Genomic DNA, 15,730 nt, shown 5'->3' with positions numbered 1-15,730 from the left:
CGGCTCCGCATCCCGTACAGCTGAGCGACCTTGCGTGCGCCTGCGTCTGTTCCCCGAGACCGCCGATGCCAACGCCCGTCGGGTGATTTACGCCCGCGGCCTGCGCGCCACGGCCGATGGCTACGTCTCGATCCTTCTGCCCGCCTACCTGCTAGCCCTCGGTTTCGATGCTTTCGAGGTCGGCGTGATGACGGCGGCGACTCTGCTGGGCTCGGCCAGCCTGACGCTGTGCGTCGGTTTCATCACCAACCGCTTCGGTCATCGCCGGCCGTTGCTCGCTGCCGCTTGCCTGATGGCCACGACAGGCCTCGGCTTCGCCGGCCTGCAGGAATTCTGGCCGATGTTGCTGGTGGCCTTCGTCGGCACGCTCAATCCATCGTCCGGCGATGTCAGCGTCTTCCTGCCGCTCGAGCAGTCGCTGTTGGCACAGTCGGCGAGTGATCGCGACCGAACCGCGTTGTTCGTGCGCTACAGCCTCGCCGGCTCGCTGATGGGGGCGGCAGGAGCGCTGCTGGCGGCGTTGCCCGATCTTGCCGGGCGCCAGGTGGGCGTCGCGCCGCTGCCCGCGATGCAGGGCATGTTCGTGCTCTATGCCGCGACCGGTCTCGCCAGCGCCGCCTTCTATCGGCGGCTCGACGAGCCACGGATGACGCACGGACCGCAGCGCAGCGAGCCGCTCGGCCCGTCGCGGGCGATCGTCTATCGCATGGCGTCGCTGTTCAGCGTCGACGCCTTCTCAGGTGGCCTGATCGCGCAGTCGATCCTGGTGCTGTGGCTGTTCCAGACCTTCGATCTGTCGGTGACGGCGGCGGCGAGCCTGTTCTTCTGGACCAACCTCCTGTCAGCGGCGTCGATGTTCGCCGCCGTGCCGCTCGCCAATCGCATCGGGCTGGTGCGCACCATGGTGTTCACGCACCTGCCGTCGAGCCTTTGCCTGATCGCGGTTCCCTTCGTGCCGAGCCTCACCGTCGTGGTCGGCCTGCTGCTGCTGCGCAGCCTGCTGTCGCAGATGGACGTGCCGACGCGAAACTCCTACGTCATGGCCGTCGTGACGCCGCGCGAGCGCGCGGCCGCGGCGAGCCTGACCTCGGTGCCGCGCAGCCTCGCCTCGGGCATCGGGCCGCTGATCTCCGGTTATCTCCTGTTGCTGTCAGGTTTCGGCTGGCCGGTGCTGCTGGCCGGCGTGCTGAAGACCAGCTACGACCTGGCGCTGCTGGCGATGTTCAGCCACGTGCGCCCGCCCGAGGAGCAGCGGCCGCGGGAGATGGAACGGAGCGCGCTCCCAGCAATCCCACCTCGCTCGCCTTGATCTGCAGCGCGAGGTACTTCGAGTTGATGCGGCACTGTGCCAAGCTGCCGGCGATGAACCACAGGCCCGGCTGCGCCGTGCGAGTGTACATGTTGCGCAGCTCCTGGCCGTCGCCGAAACCCCAGATCGGGCCGACGCGCCGGGCGATCACCTCGCCGAACAGCTTGCCGACCAGGTGCTCCTGGCCCTTGTAGCCGGTCGCCAGCACCACGAGGTCGGCGGGCAACACGGTGCCATCGTGCATCCGCGCTCCTTCCGGCACGAAGCGCTCGATGTCGGCGAACTGCCTGAGCGCGATCGCGCCCTCGGCGACCAGGTCGGAGCAGCCGACGTTGAAGTAGTAGCCGCCGCCGCGCGTCAGGTACTTGAACTGCCAGCCCGTGCCATCCTCGCCGTCGTCGAGCTTGAAGCCGACGCGCTGCAGCCGGTCGAGCAGCTTCTTGTCCATCGCCTTGGCCTGCTGCGTAAACCGGACATGGCTCTGCTTCGACAGCACGGTCGGGATCGAGGTGGTGATGAGATCGCAATCCTCGAGCGATGGACCCTCGTCGTAGAGCGCATAGGGCAGCTGGGCGCTGGGCTCGATGTTGACGATCAGGGTCGGGCTGCGCTGGACCAGGGTGACCCTGGCACCGCCCGAGTGGAGGTCCTGGGCGATGTCATGGCCGCTGTTGCCGGTGCCGATGATGATGGCGCGCTTGCCCGCCCACGCCTCGCCGTCCTCGTAGCGGCTGGAATGGACGACCTTGCCGGCGAAGTCTTTCAGGCCCGGGATGTCGGGCAGGCTCGGGATGCCGCTCACCCCGGTGGCGAGCACGACATGGCGCGGCTGCATCTGCCGGCGCGTGCCGTCGGCGCGGCGGAGCGTGACGGTCCAGCGGCCATGCCGCTCGTCGTAGTTGCCGCCCTCGAACTCGGTCTCCGTCCAGTAGTTGAGCTCGAGGCTGTCGACATAGGCTTCGAACCAGCCGGCGAGCTTGTCCTTGGGAATGTAGGTCGGCCAGCTCGGCGGGAACGGCATGTAGGGCAGGTGATTGACCTGCACCTGGTTGTGCAGGGTGAGGGCGTGGTAGCGGTTGCGCCAGTTGTCGCCGATGCGCCGCTCGCGGTCGACGATCAGCGTGTCGACCCCGAGCTGGCCCAGGCGGGCGGCGATCGAAAGACCCGCCTGGCCGCCGCCGACCACGATCACCGCCGGATCGCGGTCCTCGTAGCGCGCTGCCTTCCTGCGCAGGTCGAGCCAGTTGGGTCCGCGGAAGTCGCGCGCATGCGCTTTGCCCGGGATGCGCTCCCGCCCGGACTGCTCCTCGTATCCCTTGAGCTCGTCGAGCGCCGTCAGCAGGGTCCACGCCCTGGGCTCGGCACCGCCGTCGGCCGGGGTGAGGCGCAGCACGCCGCTGCCGCGGCCGGACGCGGTCTCGAACCGGAAGATCGCCTCGATCGCCTGGACGCCGGAGCGCATCACCACGCGCGGCCGCGTGCGCCCCGGGCTCAGGGCGAAATGGTGCGGCCGACTCTTCCCGGCATCGGCGCCAAGCGAGGCGAGAAAGCCGTCGCGGCCGCTCAGGGTCTTGATGTCCCAGGAGAGCGCCAGCACGTCGCGCCAATGGCTGTCGCGATGGAACAGCGGTTCGAGGAGGCCGGCATCACCGCGCGTCAGCGCCTGCTCGAAGCGCAGCAGCCAGCGCTCGGCGAGCGCGTCGATGGATTCGGTTTCAGCCAGCATTGACATGGACATGCCTTTCAATTGCCTCCCCCGTCATGCGCATGGGGGCGGACGCATAATTCATTTACCTCCCCCGTAGTCGGGGAGGTGGCCCGTAGGCCGGAGGGGGAAAGCCTCACGCGAGGTTCATGAAGTTCCGTCGTCGGAATCTCGGCAATCTCTACTGAGGCCTTACCCTTCCGCCTCCTGCGGGCGCACCTCCCCCGTATCACGGGGAAGGCGAATAGGTGCCCGCCTCGAGCCCGCGCACCGTAAAGCCGGCCTCGCACAGCCGATAGAGCTGGTAGAGGCCCGACATGCCGGCGCCGATGACCAGCACATCGAAGGCCTGGAGATCCTGCGGCGTGGTCATGACCTTCTCCTCGATACTACTTCTCTGTCTTCAGTCGCACAGCCTTCCAACGCCCTGCGCGTCTGTCCACGGGGTTTCTTGTCGCCTGCGAAACGCCCGCGCGGCGGAACGCGACACTATTGCGTTAGCGTTTCTCGAAGCGCATCTATCGGAGGTTGCATCCGCTCCTGTCCATCCATAAACTGGCCGTGGGGAGTGGGACCTTGGGACAGCGATGATCAGGTTGACGGCCCTGGATGGCCAGGAAATCGCAATCGATGCGGCGCTGATCGTGCGCATCCGGCGCACCCTGGCGGACGAGAGCGCGGCCGGGAACCGCGGCGCGCAAACCCGCATCGACTGGGCTCGCCTCGACGGGCAAGGGGTGTCCCTGGTGCGCGAGGCGCTCGACCAGGTCATCGCGCTGGTCAAGCCTGCGTTGCCGTCGCTGACCGTGGCCACCGCGCCCGATGGGACGAAGATCTGGTTCGACGCGCTGCGGGTGATCGGCCCGGTCGCGCTCCCGCCCAGGGACATGGTCGGCGGCGCGCGATCGACCATCGAGCTCGGCGGCCACACGCAGCGTCTGTTCGAGACCGCCGAGCAGGTGCGCGTGATCATCAGGGACGCCGGCGGCCAGCCGCTGTAGGGTGCGGCGAGGAGACGGCATTCCGCGGTGTCGACGCGGCCAGATAACGATGAAGGTGACGACACGGTGATCGAGCGATCGTTCGTGCCCATCCGCAGCGGCGTCGTCCATGTCGCGGCCTGCGGCAGCGGCCATCCGGTCCTGCTGCTGCACCAGACGCCGCGCTCGTGGGACGAATTCCGCGACGTGCTGCCGCTGCTCGGCAGGCGCTGGCGTGCGATCGCCATGGATACTGTTGGCTTCGGCGACTCGACGCCGCTGCCGGCTGGACAGGATTCGATCGAGGCGTGGGCCGATGCCGCCCACCAGCTGCTGGCAGCGCTGGGGCACGATACGGCGATCGTGGTCGGCCATCACACCGGCGCGGCGATCGCCGTCGAGATGGCCGCGGCGCAGCCGGAACGGGTCGCGGCCCTGGTGCTGTCGGCCTCGCCCTATGTCGACGCGGCGCGTCGTGCAGGGGCGGCCGGAAAAAAGGTGGTCGACGACGTGACCGCGTCGGCCGATGGTCGCCACCTCATGGAGCTGTGGGCGATGCGCCGGGCCTTCTATCCCGAGGGTCGCGGTGATCTGCTGGAGCGCTTCGTGATCGACGCGCTGCGCGCCGGCCCGCGCGCCGCCGAGGGCCATCGCGTGGTCGGCCGCTACGTCATGGAACCGCGCCTCGCCGTGGTCCGCTGCCCGACCCTGGTGATCGCACCCACCGCCGACCCGCACGCCTATCCGCATGCCGCCCGCGTCGCCCGCGACATCCCCGGCAGCACCCTGGTCGAGATCGAGAACGGGATGGTCCCGCTGCCCGACCACATGCCGGAGCAGTTCGCCGCCGTCGTCGACCGGTTCCTGTCGGGGCTGAGGCCGGCGGGTTGAGTCGTTTGCTGCAAGAATGGTGATGTTGCCGGAGGCGGCTCATGGCTGGGAGCGCGGCGCTTATGCTCTTCGTCCGGACCGGAGGTGTTCGCCCGTGGACCGCATGAGCGCCACGGAGTGGCGCGCTCCCGGCGCGTGACGCAAGTTTTGTTTGGGGTACAAACAAATTACGCCTAGGATCGCGACTGGGAAGCGGAGCACGACGTGGCGACACAGCAACGGACACAGGTCGGCATCATAGGCGCGGGGCCAGCGGGACTGCTGCTGGCGCGGCTGCTCAAGGTGCACGGCATCGAGAGCGTGATCCTCGAGGCGCGCTCGCGGGCCTATGTCGAGGCGCGCATCCGGGCCGGCGTGCTGGAGCAGGGCACCGTGTCGCTGATGGAGGAGGCCGGTGTCGCGGGCCGCCTGCATCGCGACGGCCTGGTGCACGACGGAGTCGAGATCACCGTCGCCGGCCGGCGCTTTCGCGTCGATTTCTGCGAGCTCGTCGGCAAGACCGTCACCGTCTACGGCCAGACCGAGATGACCAAGGACTTGATCGCGGCGCGACTGGCCGGCGACGGCCCGATCGTCTGGGAGGCGGCCGACGTCGCCCTGCACGATATCGACTCCGGGCGACCTGGATTGAGCTATCGGCTGGCGGGTGTCGAGCACACGCTCGCCTGCGACTTCATTGCCGGTTGCGACGGCTTCCATGGCGCGAGCCGGCCGTCGCTGCCGGCGGCGAAATCCCGGAGCTTCGAGCGGACCTATCCGTTCGGCTGGATCGGCATCCTGGCCGACGTGCCGCCCTGCTCGGACGAGCTGATCTATGCCAGCCACGCGCGCGGCTTTTCGCTCGCCTCGATGCGCTCGCCGACGCGCAGCCGCTACTACATCCAATGCGCCCTCGACGAGAGGATCGAGGACTGGCCCGACGCGCGCATCTGGGACGAGCTCGAGCTCAGGCTCGCGTCGAACCCGCCGCCGCGCATCACGCGCGGGCCGTCGATCGAGAAGAGCGTGGCGCCACTGCGCAGCTTCGTGTCGACGCCGATGCAGCACGGCCGGCTGTTCCTGGCTGGTGACGCCGCCCATATCGTGCCGCCGACCGGCGCCAAGGGGCTGAACCTCGCGGCGTCGGATGTCCACTATCTCTGCCGCGCGCTGATCGCCCACTACCGGACGGGCAACGACGACCTGCTGGGCGCCTACAGCGACACCGCGTTGGCGCGCGTATGGAAGGCCGAGCGCTTCTCGTGGTGGATGACCATGCTGCTGCACAAGCTGTATGATGAGACGAGCTTCGAGGCGCAAATGCAGCGCGCCGAGCTCGATTATCTCGCCGGCTCGCGAGCGGCCCAGACCGCGCTAGCGGAGAACTACGTAGGGTTGCCGTTTTGAGTCTTCGTTGGGAGCGCGCCACTCCGATGGCGCTCTTTTCATATGCCTCCCCTGTCTTACGGGGGAGGTGCCCCGTCATACGGGGCGAAGGGGGAAGGCCCCGGTCGAGATGATTCTGAGTCCGACGTCGGAATCGGAGAGGCCTCGACTGGGGCTCTCCCCCTCCGGCCCTTCGGGCCACCTCCCCCGATTACGGGGAGGCAAGACTAAGGAGGGGCTACTCCGCCGCGAACAGAATGCAGCGCTCGGGCTGAAGGACGATCCAGGCGCGGTCGCCGGGTTGGGCGGCGAGCGAAGGATGGACGACGCTGCGCAGCGCGGTCGAGCCCAGCCTGAGGCTGCGTCGCCGGGCTGGAGGAGCCGGACAGCGGGCTCGCCAGCAGCGATGGCGCCTGCCCTGCGGTGCGTAGTCGTCATGCTCTTGCGGACCGCGGGCGTCCCGCCCGCTCATGAGCTTGAGCGGGCGGGATTCCCTCGGTCCGCAGGAGCATCACCCCCTGTGTCGCCGGTCGTCCCTATTCGGCAGCCTGGGCCCGCTGCAGGAAATCCATCGGGCTCTGCGCCCTGGTGAGCTCGGCGTAGTAGGCGTCGAGCCAATCGACCTTGTCGGAGGCGATGAACGAGCCGCCGCGGGCGCCGCGCGCGAGCTCCGGACGATCGACCGTGGCTGGCAGCGAGCCATCCTTCTGATGCGCCTGGGCGGCGGCGATGAGGCGCCGGCGGGTGATGGCGATCATGCGGTCGCTGACGGCGAGATGCTCGAAGCTTCGATCGACGATGCCTTCCTCGGGGCCTTCCATGCTTTCGACCATCGCCTGGTCCTGCTGGCCGATGCCCTTGATGCCCGAGTACGACCGGCCCGCACTCTGCTCCTCGCGGTCGATCAGGTAGTCGTTGCCGCGATTGGCCTTGAGGCGCCAGCGGCCGAGCCAGTCGGTGGTGGTCGGCAGGAAGTCGCGTGCCAGCGAGGCGCCCGGGATCGGCGAGCCGTCCTTCAGGGTGCGCAGCGCCTGCTCGCGCTTCGTCCAGGCGAGGTTGTAGGTCATGGTGTGGCTGTCATCGAGCGGCACCGACAGCGTCGCCTGGATCATGTTGCTGAAGGTGCCGTCCGGCACCAGCGCGAAGAATGGGAACATGAAGTGGGCGAAGCGATAGAAGTAGTTGCCCGGATCGGCTGGCCGGTAGGCCGTGTACATCGTGCCCCAGTCGGTCTCCTTGACGTGGTAGCGCGGCGTGCGGTTGATCAGGCCCCAGCGATGCATGGTGTCGGGATCGACGTCCTCGGTCTTCACCGAGCCGACATGCAGGAATCCGAAATGCGAGGTGTCGATGTCGCCTTCGAGCGACTGCAGCCAGTTGCAATCGCGCTGATGGCACAGGACCATGCGTTCGTCGGCGGGCAGGCTCAAACACTCGAGCGCCGGCAGCGGCGGCGCCACCTTGCGCTTGCCCATGTAGACCCAGACGATGCCGCCCAGCTCGGCCACCTTGTAGGCCTTGGCCTTGACTCGGTCCGGAAAGCGCGCGTCCTCGGGCAGGTTCGGCTGGTCGAGGCAGTTGCCGTCGACGTCGAACTTCCAGCCGTGATAGGCGCAGCGGATGCCGCCTTCCTCGTTGCGACCGAAGAACATCGAGGCGCAGCGATGCGGGCAGCGGTGATCCATGATGCCGATGCGGCCCGCGCTGTCGCGGAAGGCGATCAGCTTCTCGCCCAGGAGCTTAATGCGCATCGGCGTGGCGTCGGGCGCCAGCTCCTGCGGCAGGCAGGCTGGAATCCAGTACTCCCGCATCAGCTCGCCCATCGGCGTTCCCGAACCAACTCGCGTGAGGATGTCGTTGCTGTCCATCGTGAGCATGCGCTGATCCCTCCTGGTCGATATGTACGTTGTTCGTACGTTAGTACGATTATAGAATCCGAGGCAGCGAAGGTGAAGGCATCATGCGCGCACGAGTGCGTTGCCGAAATGACGAGCGGACGCCGCTGTGAGTCGGGAATGGCGACTCGGACCCGCGACCGATTCGCAGAGCGTACGAAATGCCCGTGAGCTCTCGGTAGCGGCGTCCGTCAGGCGCGTCGAACACTTCCAACCTCTGCTGTCGAACCAACCTCATCCTGAGGAGCCGAACCCAGCGCGACGTCTCGAAGGATGGAGATCAGACGCGGTGCACGTTGCCCATCCTTCGAGACGCGCGCTCCTCAGCATGAGGCGGTTGGGTTGCTCGGCGGTCAGAGGCTAGAGCAGCTGCTGGCTCAGCGTATCGACCTGCTCGCGCAGGGTCTTGAGATAGGTGTCGAGAAGATCCGGATTGGCAGCAACACGTTCGGCAAGCGCCGGGATGCTGATGGCGCCGACAGCCGTGCCGTCGATGCGACGCAGCGGCACGGCGACGGCGCAGAAGCCCATCGCGACCTCGCGCTGGGTAATGCAGTAACCGTCGGCGCGGCCCTTCAGGATGATCGACCGGAGCCTCGCCTTGTCGGTGATGGCGAACTTGGTCTTGGCTTCGAGCTTCGCCGCCTTGAGGCGCCGGTCGAGCTCGTCGTCGGGCAGTAGACCGAGCAGAACGCGTCCGGCGGCCGTAAGGAACGCGGGCATGCGCATGCCTGCCGACGTGGCGAGGCCAAACGGGAAGCGCGTCGAAGCATGGGCGATCATTACCATCTCTTGCCCGTCCAGCACGCCGACGAAGCAGGCCTCGCCGGTGGCCTTGCTGACGCGCTGGCAGACCGGCTGCAGCACGGTGGCCACCAGGTCGGTACCGAGATAGGCGGCAGCGAGATTGAGCACTGCCGGCGTGAGCTGGAACAGCCGGCCGTCGGTTTCGGCGTAGCCGAGGTCGACCAGCGTGAGCAGCACGCGCCGCACCGTGGGCTTGGGCAGGTTGGCCGCGCGCGCCATGTCGCTCAAGGTCATCGACGAGCGGTCGCGGCCGAAAGCGCGAATGATCGCCAGGCCGCGGGCCACCGCCTCGACGTAATAGGAAGCCTGCCCGGTGGCGCGTCGCCTGGCAGCATCCTTCGCATTCAATCGAGGCATTTGCGCGTGGCTTATCGCGCCTGCCAAGTCGATGCAAGGTTGAAGGCAAGAGGACGATAGCGGCGGGCAGGTGATCCGCGAAAAGCTGGATGGCCGCGCTGGTGCCTAAATCGTTGTCGTGCTCATGAGCCCATGATGCAGCATGCAGCACGGGATTCGATGATGCAGCCAGTTGAAGTCGTTCGTGCCCTGCGCCTCGAGTCCCGTCTCGCCTTTCTTGCGTACGATGGGCGGGGCGTCCGTCGGCCGAACGATCTTGAAATCCCGGTGCAGCCGCCAGCGTGACAGCGCAAGCGGAACCACGGACGGATTTCCCCCCATGGTCCGGGCGAGGAACTGCTGATCCGTTTCCGGTCCTCTGTTGTTTTGAGGTGAGGTCCGCCCCATGTACCGGAACGTCTGCGCGCCTTTGACACTGAGAGTGATGCCCTCGGAGCCGATGCGGTGCGAGCCGTCGAAATCGTAGACGGCCTTGATGCGGGCGCGCAGCAGCGGGCATTTCTTCAGAAACCCGTCCAGCAGGAAGATGCTGTCGCTGTTGCAGGCTCCGAGCAGCGGCAGGTTCGCCACGCCTCCCAGAAGGGAATTCTCGATCTCGCGAATGCATTGCGCAATCAGCGCCTGGTCCTGGGCAAAGCCTCTTATGTCACCAAGCCCGACGGGGATGATGACGCCAACCGATTTTCCCGATGCCGTGATCTGGTGGCACGCCTGCATGCGTCCGATCAGATAGTCGCCACCGCCCATCTCGAGCAGATTGTTGGTGAAGTCTTTCTTCTGCGCGGTATGGCGAAAATAGAGGATCCAGGCCTTCGGCTTGCCCGAGGCGGGCAGGGCGCCGGCAATGAAGGGGACGACACCTCCGGCGCGCACCTCGAAGGCAAACGTGTGCATGTCCGTCGGGACGCTGGCGCGAAAGTCGATCAGGTAGTTGGTCTTGAGCAGGGCAGGATCAACCAGCATCGGCTGGCCTGTTTCGCGTGTCTGCCAGACCGGGGTCTTCAGGCGATTGAGGATGCGAGCCGGCGGTTTCGGCGCGGAGGGATCGGGTCGGTCGAACTCGGGTCGTTCCAGATCGAGACCGTCTCTGGCCATCGCTCAACTCCCGAAAGAAGCCTGGAAGCTCATCCTAGCCGAGGGTGGCCGGCCCGACCAGTGATCGGGAGCGGCAGGCAAGAAGTGCGTGCGCGCATTCCCGACCCAGGAGCACGCCGGCTGGTTCGGCTACACGGTCTACCCGATGATCCTGGTCTGCGTGCTGACCGTGTTCTTCCCGGTGATGATCAATGTCTGGGGTCGGTGCGTGCGCTCGATCCCGACATCGTGCGGCTCGCCAGGTCCTTCACCGCGAGCCGCCTGCAGATCTTCTGGAAGATCGAGTTCCCGCCGCCGTGGCGCCCCTGTTCGCCGGCCTCCGCATCGCCTCGACGCTTGCGGTGATCGGCGCGCTGGTGGGCGAGCTGGTCGGCGGCAAGGCCTTCGAGAGATCGACGTCGAGATCTGGGACAAGGTCATGGCGGTCAATGTCCGCGGCACCTGGCTGATGACCAGGGCGATGACGGACCCCCGGCACGCCCCGGCGCGCACCCCGATGCTGAGAAGATCGGGGCGGTACCCGCCCCGATCTTCATAGGAAGGGATGGGAATGCGTCCATGCCCAAGCAGCGAAGTCCTTCCTTTTTTCGCGCGTCTAAATCACAACTCTCGCATCAAGGGAGTCCTGCATGATCTTCAAGCGCGCTCGGTCCACTACGGCATTGCTGATTGCCGTTGTCGCCCCACTTGCTCTGGCAGCCGGTCCGGGCTTCGCCCAGGTGACCGAGTACGGTCGCGGCAAGCCCGTGCTTTCGGTGCGCGGCAAGTTCATCGACCAGCGCATCGCCGAGTTCATGGAACGTCACGATGTTCCCGGCATGTCGATGGCGATCGTCCAGGCGCCGTACATTCCGCGCTCGGCCGGCTACGGCCGCGCCAGCCTGTCGCACGACGAGCTCGCCTCGACACGGACGATGTGGAGCATCGGCCCGATCACCCAGGCCTTCACCGCCGTCGCCGTCTTCCAGTTGCGCGAGGCGGGCAAGCTCGACATTGGCGATGCCATCGACAAGCACCTGCCAGACGTGCCGGCGGCGTGGGCCAGGACGACGATCCTCGAGCTCCTGCAGCATGCCTCCGGCATCGCCGATTTCCGCGCCAGCCCGGGCTACGACGCGACCCGCGCCTACCGGCCGGCCGAACTGGTCGCGCTGGTCGCGGGGGCGCCACTCAGATTCAAGCCGGGTACCCAGGCGCGCATGAGCGCGACCGACTTCATCCTGCTCGGGCTGATCATCGAGCGCGCCAGCGGCATGTCCTATCGCGACTACGTCACGCGCCACCAGATCGAGCCCCTCGGCCTGCGCGGCACCATGTTCGTCGAGGACTTCGCCGCCAGGTCGTTCGCCGACCGGCCAGCAGGCGGCGGTGCCGGCAAGCAGCATTCGCGTTTCAAGGCCGAGGTTCCCTTCCTCAATCCGATCGAGCCCGCCACCGGCTACAGACTGGCGGGGGGCGCGCTGGCCGCGGTCGAGGCCAGGGCATCGGCCAATCTCTTCGCCTTCGGCGGCCTTTGGTCGACTGCCGAGGACATCAGCGCCTGGGACATTGCCCTGGCAGGCGGCATCCTGGTCAAGAAGGAGGAAAACAGGGCGCTGATCTACCAACCGACGAAGCTCGCCAATGGCACGATCGTAGCGGCAATGTCGGGATGGGAGTTCACGCGTCATCCCGGCTTCATGGAGATCAAGGGGTCGGCGCCCGGCTTCAGTGCCTACTTGAGCCGCTTCACCGCGCCGGCCGACCTCGTCTGCGTGACCCTGCTGGCCAACCGTGAAGGTCTGGATCTCACCGTCCTCGCCCGTGAGATCGCCGAGTCCTACAAGCCGGGATTGGGCGCCGGCGCCACGTCCGACGACATCGTCACTCTGGAGAGCAAGTTCTCCGTCGACGAGACGGTGGCCCGACTGGAGACGCGGCTCGCCGCACTCGGCGTGCCGGTGTTCGCGCAGTTCGATCATGCCGAGAACGCCCGCCGGGCGGGGATGCAACTCCGGCCGACCAGGGTCCTCGTGTTCGGCAATCCCAAGGTCGGCACCCGGCTGATGCAGGACAACCAAGCCATCGCGCTCGACCTGCCGCTGCGCCTGTCGGTGTGGGAGGACGAACGCGGCCGCGTGTGGGTGAACTATCACGCCCTGGGGCGCCTGGCGGCCGATGCCGGCATCACCGACAAGGCCACGGTCCTGGCAATGGAGAGCGCGCTGGCGACACTCGTGGCGCGCGCAACCAACGTCTACGAGGACTGAGCATTCTCTCCTGAGATAGTCGCATGGCGAATTTGCTGCCTTCCGGCAAGCGCCTCTCGGCATCGCCGCCGACGTCGCATGCCACGAACAATTTTCATTGCCTTGAGAGGCCCGCACATCAATTTCCGGTGCGTGCGTTGGCTTGGCCAAGGAAGCGGTTCCCAAATTCAGGTGGGACGGCACGTTTACAGCTTGAATAAGCAATTCACGCGTTGAGCCGCGACGGCGGGGGCCGTCCGGGAGAAACGGTGACGACATGAGCGAAGCGCCTTGGCTGCGCGCCGGGCCGCGCCGACAGGCTGTTTCAATATCTTGGGATCGGCTGCGTCCGCCTTTGACCTGGATCATGTCCAGCACCGGGCCATCATGAAAAATAATGCAAGCCTTAAGGGAGTGTGGGATGGCTACGTCGCTCATCAATGGCTTGGGTGGAACTTCGGGATTCGGCGAGAATGCGCTGCCGCGTGCAGACGATTCTCCGTCGCTCGAGATTGACTTCACGTCGGTCGTACCGGGTGGCATCGATTTCTTCGGTCAGACGTACACAAGCCTGTTTCTCAACTACAACGGCAGTGTGACCTTCGGGAGTGAGCTCGGGGCGTTCAGCCCGACGGCGATCACGGCGGCGACCACCATTCCCATCCTCGCCCCCTTCTGGGGCGACGTCGATACGCGCGGCGGGACGGTCACGGCGACGTCGGGCGGGACATCCACCGGCTCCAATCTCGTCTGGTACGACCTCGATACCGTCAACCGCGTCTTCACGGCGACATGGGACGACGTCGCCTACTACAACCAGCATTCGGACAAGCTGAACGCCTTCCAGCTCCGCATCATCGCGGTGGGCACGACCGGGGACTTCGACATCCAGTTCCGCTACGAGGCGATCAACTGGACGACCGGCGACGCCTCGGGCGGTTCCGGAGGCCTGGGCGGCGACGTTGCCGTCGCCGGGTACTCGGCCGGCGATGGGGTAAACTTCTTCCAGCTGCCGCAGAGCGGCAACCAGGCCGGCATGCTCGGGCTGCCGAGCGCCAGCAACGTGGCGACGCCCGGCCTGTTCACCTTCAGCGTTCGCAACGGCATCCCGGTCGTTGCCCTGTTCTCGGTTTCCGCGGCGAGCGCCGACAAGGCTGAAGGCAACGGCGGCAGCACGTCGTTCACCTTCACGGTGACCCTGGCAGGCGACACTTCGACGGCGCGCAGCGTTGCCTACGTGGTTGCCGGCTCGGGCGCCAACGCGGCCAGCGCCGCCGACTTCGCTGGCGGCGTGCTGCCGGCCGGGACGGTTTCGTTTGCCATCGGCGAGACTTCCAAGGTCATCACGGTGAACGTGCAGGGCGACACCGCGGTGGAAGCCGACGAAACTTTCACGGTATCCCTGTCGGCGCCGACCGGCGGCGCGACGCTGGGCACTGACACGGCAAGCGGCACGATTCGCAATGACGACGTACCGGTCGCCGCGCAGGTCAGCATCGCCGCGGCGAGCGCCGATCGGGCGGAGGGCAACGTTGGCCCGACGCCCTTCACCTTCACGCTGACGCGCACGGGCGACACGTCGGGCACTCACTCGGTGAACTGGGTGGTGACAGGCAGCGGCGCGGCGCCGACCAACGGGACCGACTTTGTCGGCGGCGCCTTGCCCTCCGGCTCCGTCACCTTTGCGCCCGGCGAGACGTCCAAGGCGCTGACGGTGAACATCCAGGGCGACCTGGTCGTGGAGGCCGACGAGACCTTCACGGTGACCATCTCGGCGCCCGCGCAATCGACCGGCGATCAGACGACGTCGAACATCGGCACGATCCCGTCGACCGGCCAGACGTTGGGGATCAGCCTGACGGCGCCGGATGCCTCGTCGGGCACGAGCGAGGCGGTGAGCGGGCTGGTGAGCCGGTCGGGCGGCAGCGGGACGGGGCAGTACAACATCGCCTTCGTGATCGACCGCTCGGGCAGCACGGGCGACACCTTCGTCGGCGCACAGTCGATTGCCGATCTCAATGGCGACGGCTTCGCCAACACCATCCTGGATGCCGAGATCGCCGGCTTCGAATCGCTGCTGGCGTCGATCAACGCACTTGGGCTGGGCAGCGCCAGCATCGCGGTGATCTCGTTCGAGAGCGCGGCGGCGACCAACACCGTGACCACCGCGGGGGCCGACGCCAACAAGAACGGCGTGCTCGACGTGGTCGAGGCGCTGCGCAGCCTGAAGACGGGCGGCGGGACCAATTACGAGGCAGGCCTTCAGCAGGCCGAGACGTTCTTCGCCGGAGCGCCGGCGGGCAACGACGTACTGTTCTTCCTGTCGGACGGGTTCCCGACATCGCAGAACTACGGCGACGAGGTGAGCCGGCTGCTGGCGGTCCAGACCGATATCCGGGCATTCGGCGTGGGTTCCCAGGCATCGGCACCGGCGCTGGACCTGGTGGACGACGGGCTTGCGAACAACACGGCGACGATCGTGCTGGATCCGAGCCAGCTGTCGTCGGGGCTGCTGGGCAGTGGGGTGAAGCTTGCCGAGATCGCGCGGGTCGAGCTGCTTGTGAACGGCGTGGTGGTGCAGACGATCCAGCCGAACCAGTTGGTTCAGACGCCGCTCGGGTTGCAATACACCGGGACGGTGACCGGCCTGTCGACCTCGTCGTCCGAGCAGATCACGGCGCGGGTTGTGGCGACGGACGCGGCAACGACGACCGTCTCGACCACGCAGACGCTCGAAGTCGAAGGTGTCAGCATCGGCACTTCCACTGCGACCGGGGTGGTGCGCAACGATGACGGGACAGTCGAAATCTGCATCGAGGCGGCGGCCTCGACGCTGAAGGAGGGCCACGTTGGGGCGACGCCGTTCACCTTCACGGTGACGCGCGAAGGCGATTTGTCGGGCTCGCACAGCGTGAAGTGGGCCGTGAGCAGCACCGGCGGGGCGCCGGCGAACGCGGTGGACTTCGTCGGTGGCGTGCTGCCGTCGGGCACGGTGACGTTCGCGCCGGGCGAGTCGGCCAAAACGGTCACGGTGAACGTGCAGGGCGATACCGGGGTCGAGGCGGACGAGACCTTCGTGGTGTCGCTGTCGTCGCCGG

General features: G+C 67.0%; 11 protein-coding genes. 6 read left to right on the top strand and 5 right to left on the bottom strand.

Translation table 11 applies throughout. From position 1 onward, the window contains the following. Positions 1-34 precede the first annotated feature (34 nt). Entirely contained in the window at positions 35-1,309 is a 1,275-nt protein-coding gene (locus AB7O82_RS04530) for an MFS transporter (protein WP_428544156.1), read from the top strand. On the opposite strand, the gene AB7O82_RS04525 is transcribed toward AB7O82_RS04530, so the two are convergent. Together AB7O82_RS04525 and AB7O82_RS04520 are read right to left on the bottom strand one after the other, a co-directional pair. Then, positions 1,224-3,035, bottom strand: coding sequence for a flavin-containing monooxygenase (locus tag AB7O82_RS04525; RefSeq protein ID WP_428544186.1), 1,812 nt, complete (start codon positions 3,033-3,035; stop codon positions 1,224-1,226). The genes AB7O82_RS04530 and AB7O82_RS04525 overlap by 86 nt on opposite strands. A 208-nt stretch (positions 3,036-3,243) precedes the next feature. Continuing rightward, positions 3,244-3,387, bottom strand: coding sequence for a hypothetical protein (locus tag AB7O82_RS04520; RefSeq protein WP_428544159.1), 144 nt, complete (start codon positions 3,385-3,387; stop codon positions 3,244-3,246). Between the two features lie 214 nt (positions 3,388-3,601). On the opposite strand from AB7O82_RS04520, the gene AB7O82_RS04515 reads away from it, so the two are divergent. The 3 genes from AB7O82_RS04515 to pobA all read left to right on the top strand — a co-directional run bounded on the left by AB7O82_RS04515 (position 3,602) and on the right by pobA (position 6,271). Then, positions 3,602-4,015 (top strand): hypothetical protein, encoded by a 414-nt coding sequence (locus tag AB7O82_RS04515; protein ID WP_428544162.1) that lies wholly within the window; start codon positions 3,602-3,604, stop codon positions 4,013-4,015. A gap of 27 nt (positions 4,016-4,042) precedes the next feature. After that, a complete protein-coding gene (locus tag AB7O82_RS04510; protein WP_428544165.1) occupies positions 4,043-4,885 on the top strand; it encodes an alpha/beta fold hydrolase in 843 nt (280 codons plus the stop codon). A 204-nt stretch (positions 4,886-5,089) separates the two neighbouring features. Further along, positions 5,090-6,271 (top strand): 4-hydroxybenzoate 3-monooxygenase, encoded by a 1,182-nt coding sequence (gene pobA, locus AB7O82_RS04505; protein ID WP_428544168.1) that lies wholly within the window; start codon positions 5,090-5,092, stop codon positions 6,269-6,271. Positions 6,272-6,786: 515 nt separating this feature from the next. Here pobA and AB7O82_RS04500 read toward each other — a convergent pair. The 3 genes from AB7O82_RS04500 to AB7O82_RS04490 all read right to left on the bottom strand — a co-directional run bounded on the left by AB7O82_RS04500 (position 6,787) and on the right by AB7O82_RS04490 (position 10,203). Then, positions 6,787-8,127, bottom strand: coding sequence for a Rieske 2Fe-2S domain-containing protein (locus AB7O82_RS04500; RefSeq protein ID WP_428544171.1), 1,341 nt, complete (start codon positions 8,125-8,127; stop codon positions 6,787-6,789). Between the two features lie 378 nt (positions 8,128-8,505). Then, positions 8,506-9,309, bottom strand: a complete 804-nt coding sequence (locus AB7O82_RS04495; RefSeq protein WP_428544174.1) for an IclR family transcriptional regulator domain-containing protein — start codon at positions 9,307-9,309, stop codon at positions 8,506-8,508. A gap of 105 nt (positions 9,310-9,414) precedes the next feature. Beyond that, positions 9,415-10,203 carry a hypothetical protein gene (locus AB7O82_RS04490; protein ID WP_428544177.1) on the bottom strand — a complete coding sequence of 263 codons (789 nt, stop codon included), beginning with the start codon at positions 10,201-10,203 and terminating at the stop codon, positions 9,415-9,417. 830 nt (positions 10,204-11,033) lie between these two features. On the opposite strand from AB7O82_RS04490, the gene AB7O82_RS04485 reads away from it, so the two are divergent. Together AB7O82_RS04485 and AB7O82_RS04480 are read left to right on the top strand one after the other, a co-directional pair. Continuing rightward, positions 11,034-12,653 (top strand): serine hydrolase, encoded by a 1,620-nt coding sequence (locus AB7O82_RS04485; protein WP_428544180.1) that lies wholly within the window; start codon positions 11,034-11,036, stop codon positions 12,651-12,653. A gap of 400 nt (positions 12,654-13,053) precedes the next feature. Then, positions 13,054-15,730 (top strand): nidogen-like domain-containing protein (locus AB7O82_RS04480; protein WP_428618724.1); only part of this gene is annotated, 2,677 nt, incomplete at its 3' end.

It is taken from the genome of Reyranella sp. (assembly GCF_050185545.1).
In the GTDB taxonomy this organism is placed as follows: domain Bacteria; phylum Pseudomonadota; class Alphaproteobacteria; order Reyranellales; family Reyranellaceae; genus Reyranella.
Note: the sequence above shows the minus strand (reverse complement) of the source record. Positions and strands in the feature narration are given on the sequence as shown.

What these genes read in the sequence shown, in the direction of transcription:
- AB7O82_RS04490 (WP_428544177.1), bottom strand. Translation starts at nt 10,203, where the DNA reads ATGCACACGTTTGCCTTCGAGGTGCGCGCCGGAGGTGTCGTCCCCTTC.
- AB7O82_RS04525 (WP_428544186.1), bottom strand. Translation starts at nt 3,035, where the DNA reads ATGCTGGCTGAAACCGAATCCATCGACGCGCTCGCCGAGCGCTGGCTG.
- AB7O82_RS04500 (WP_428544171.1), bottom strand. Translation starts at nt 8,127, where the DNA reads ATGCTCACGATGGACAGCAACGACATCCTCACGCGAGTTGGTTCGGGA.
- AB7O82_RS04495 (WP_428544174.1), bottom strand. Translation starts at nt 9,309, where the DNA reads ATGCCTCGATTGAATGCGAAGGATGCTGCCAGGCGACGCGCCACCGGG.
- AB7O82_RS04485 (WP_428544180.1), top strand. Translation starts at nt 11,034, where the DNA reads ATGATCTTCAAGCGCGCTCGGTCCACTACGGCATTGCTGATTGCCGTT.
- AB7O82_RS04520 (WP_428544159.1), bottom strand. Translation starts at nt 3,387, where the DNA reads ATGACCACGCCGCAGGATCTCCAGGCCTTCGATGTGCTGGTCATCGGC.
- AB7O82_RS04515 (WP_428544162.1), top strand. Translation starts at nt 3,602, where the DNA reads ATGATCAGGTTGACGGCCCTGGATGGCCAGGAAATCGCAATCGATGCG.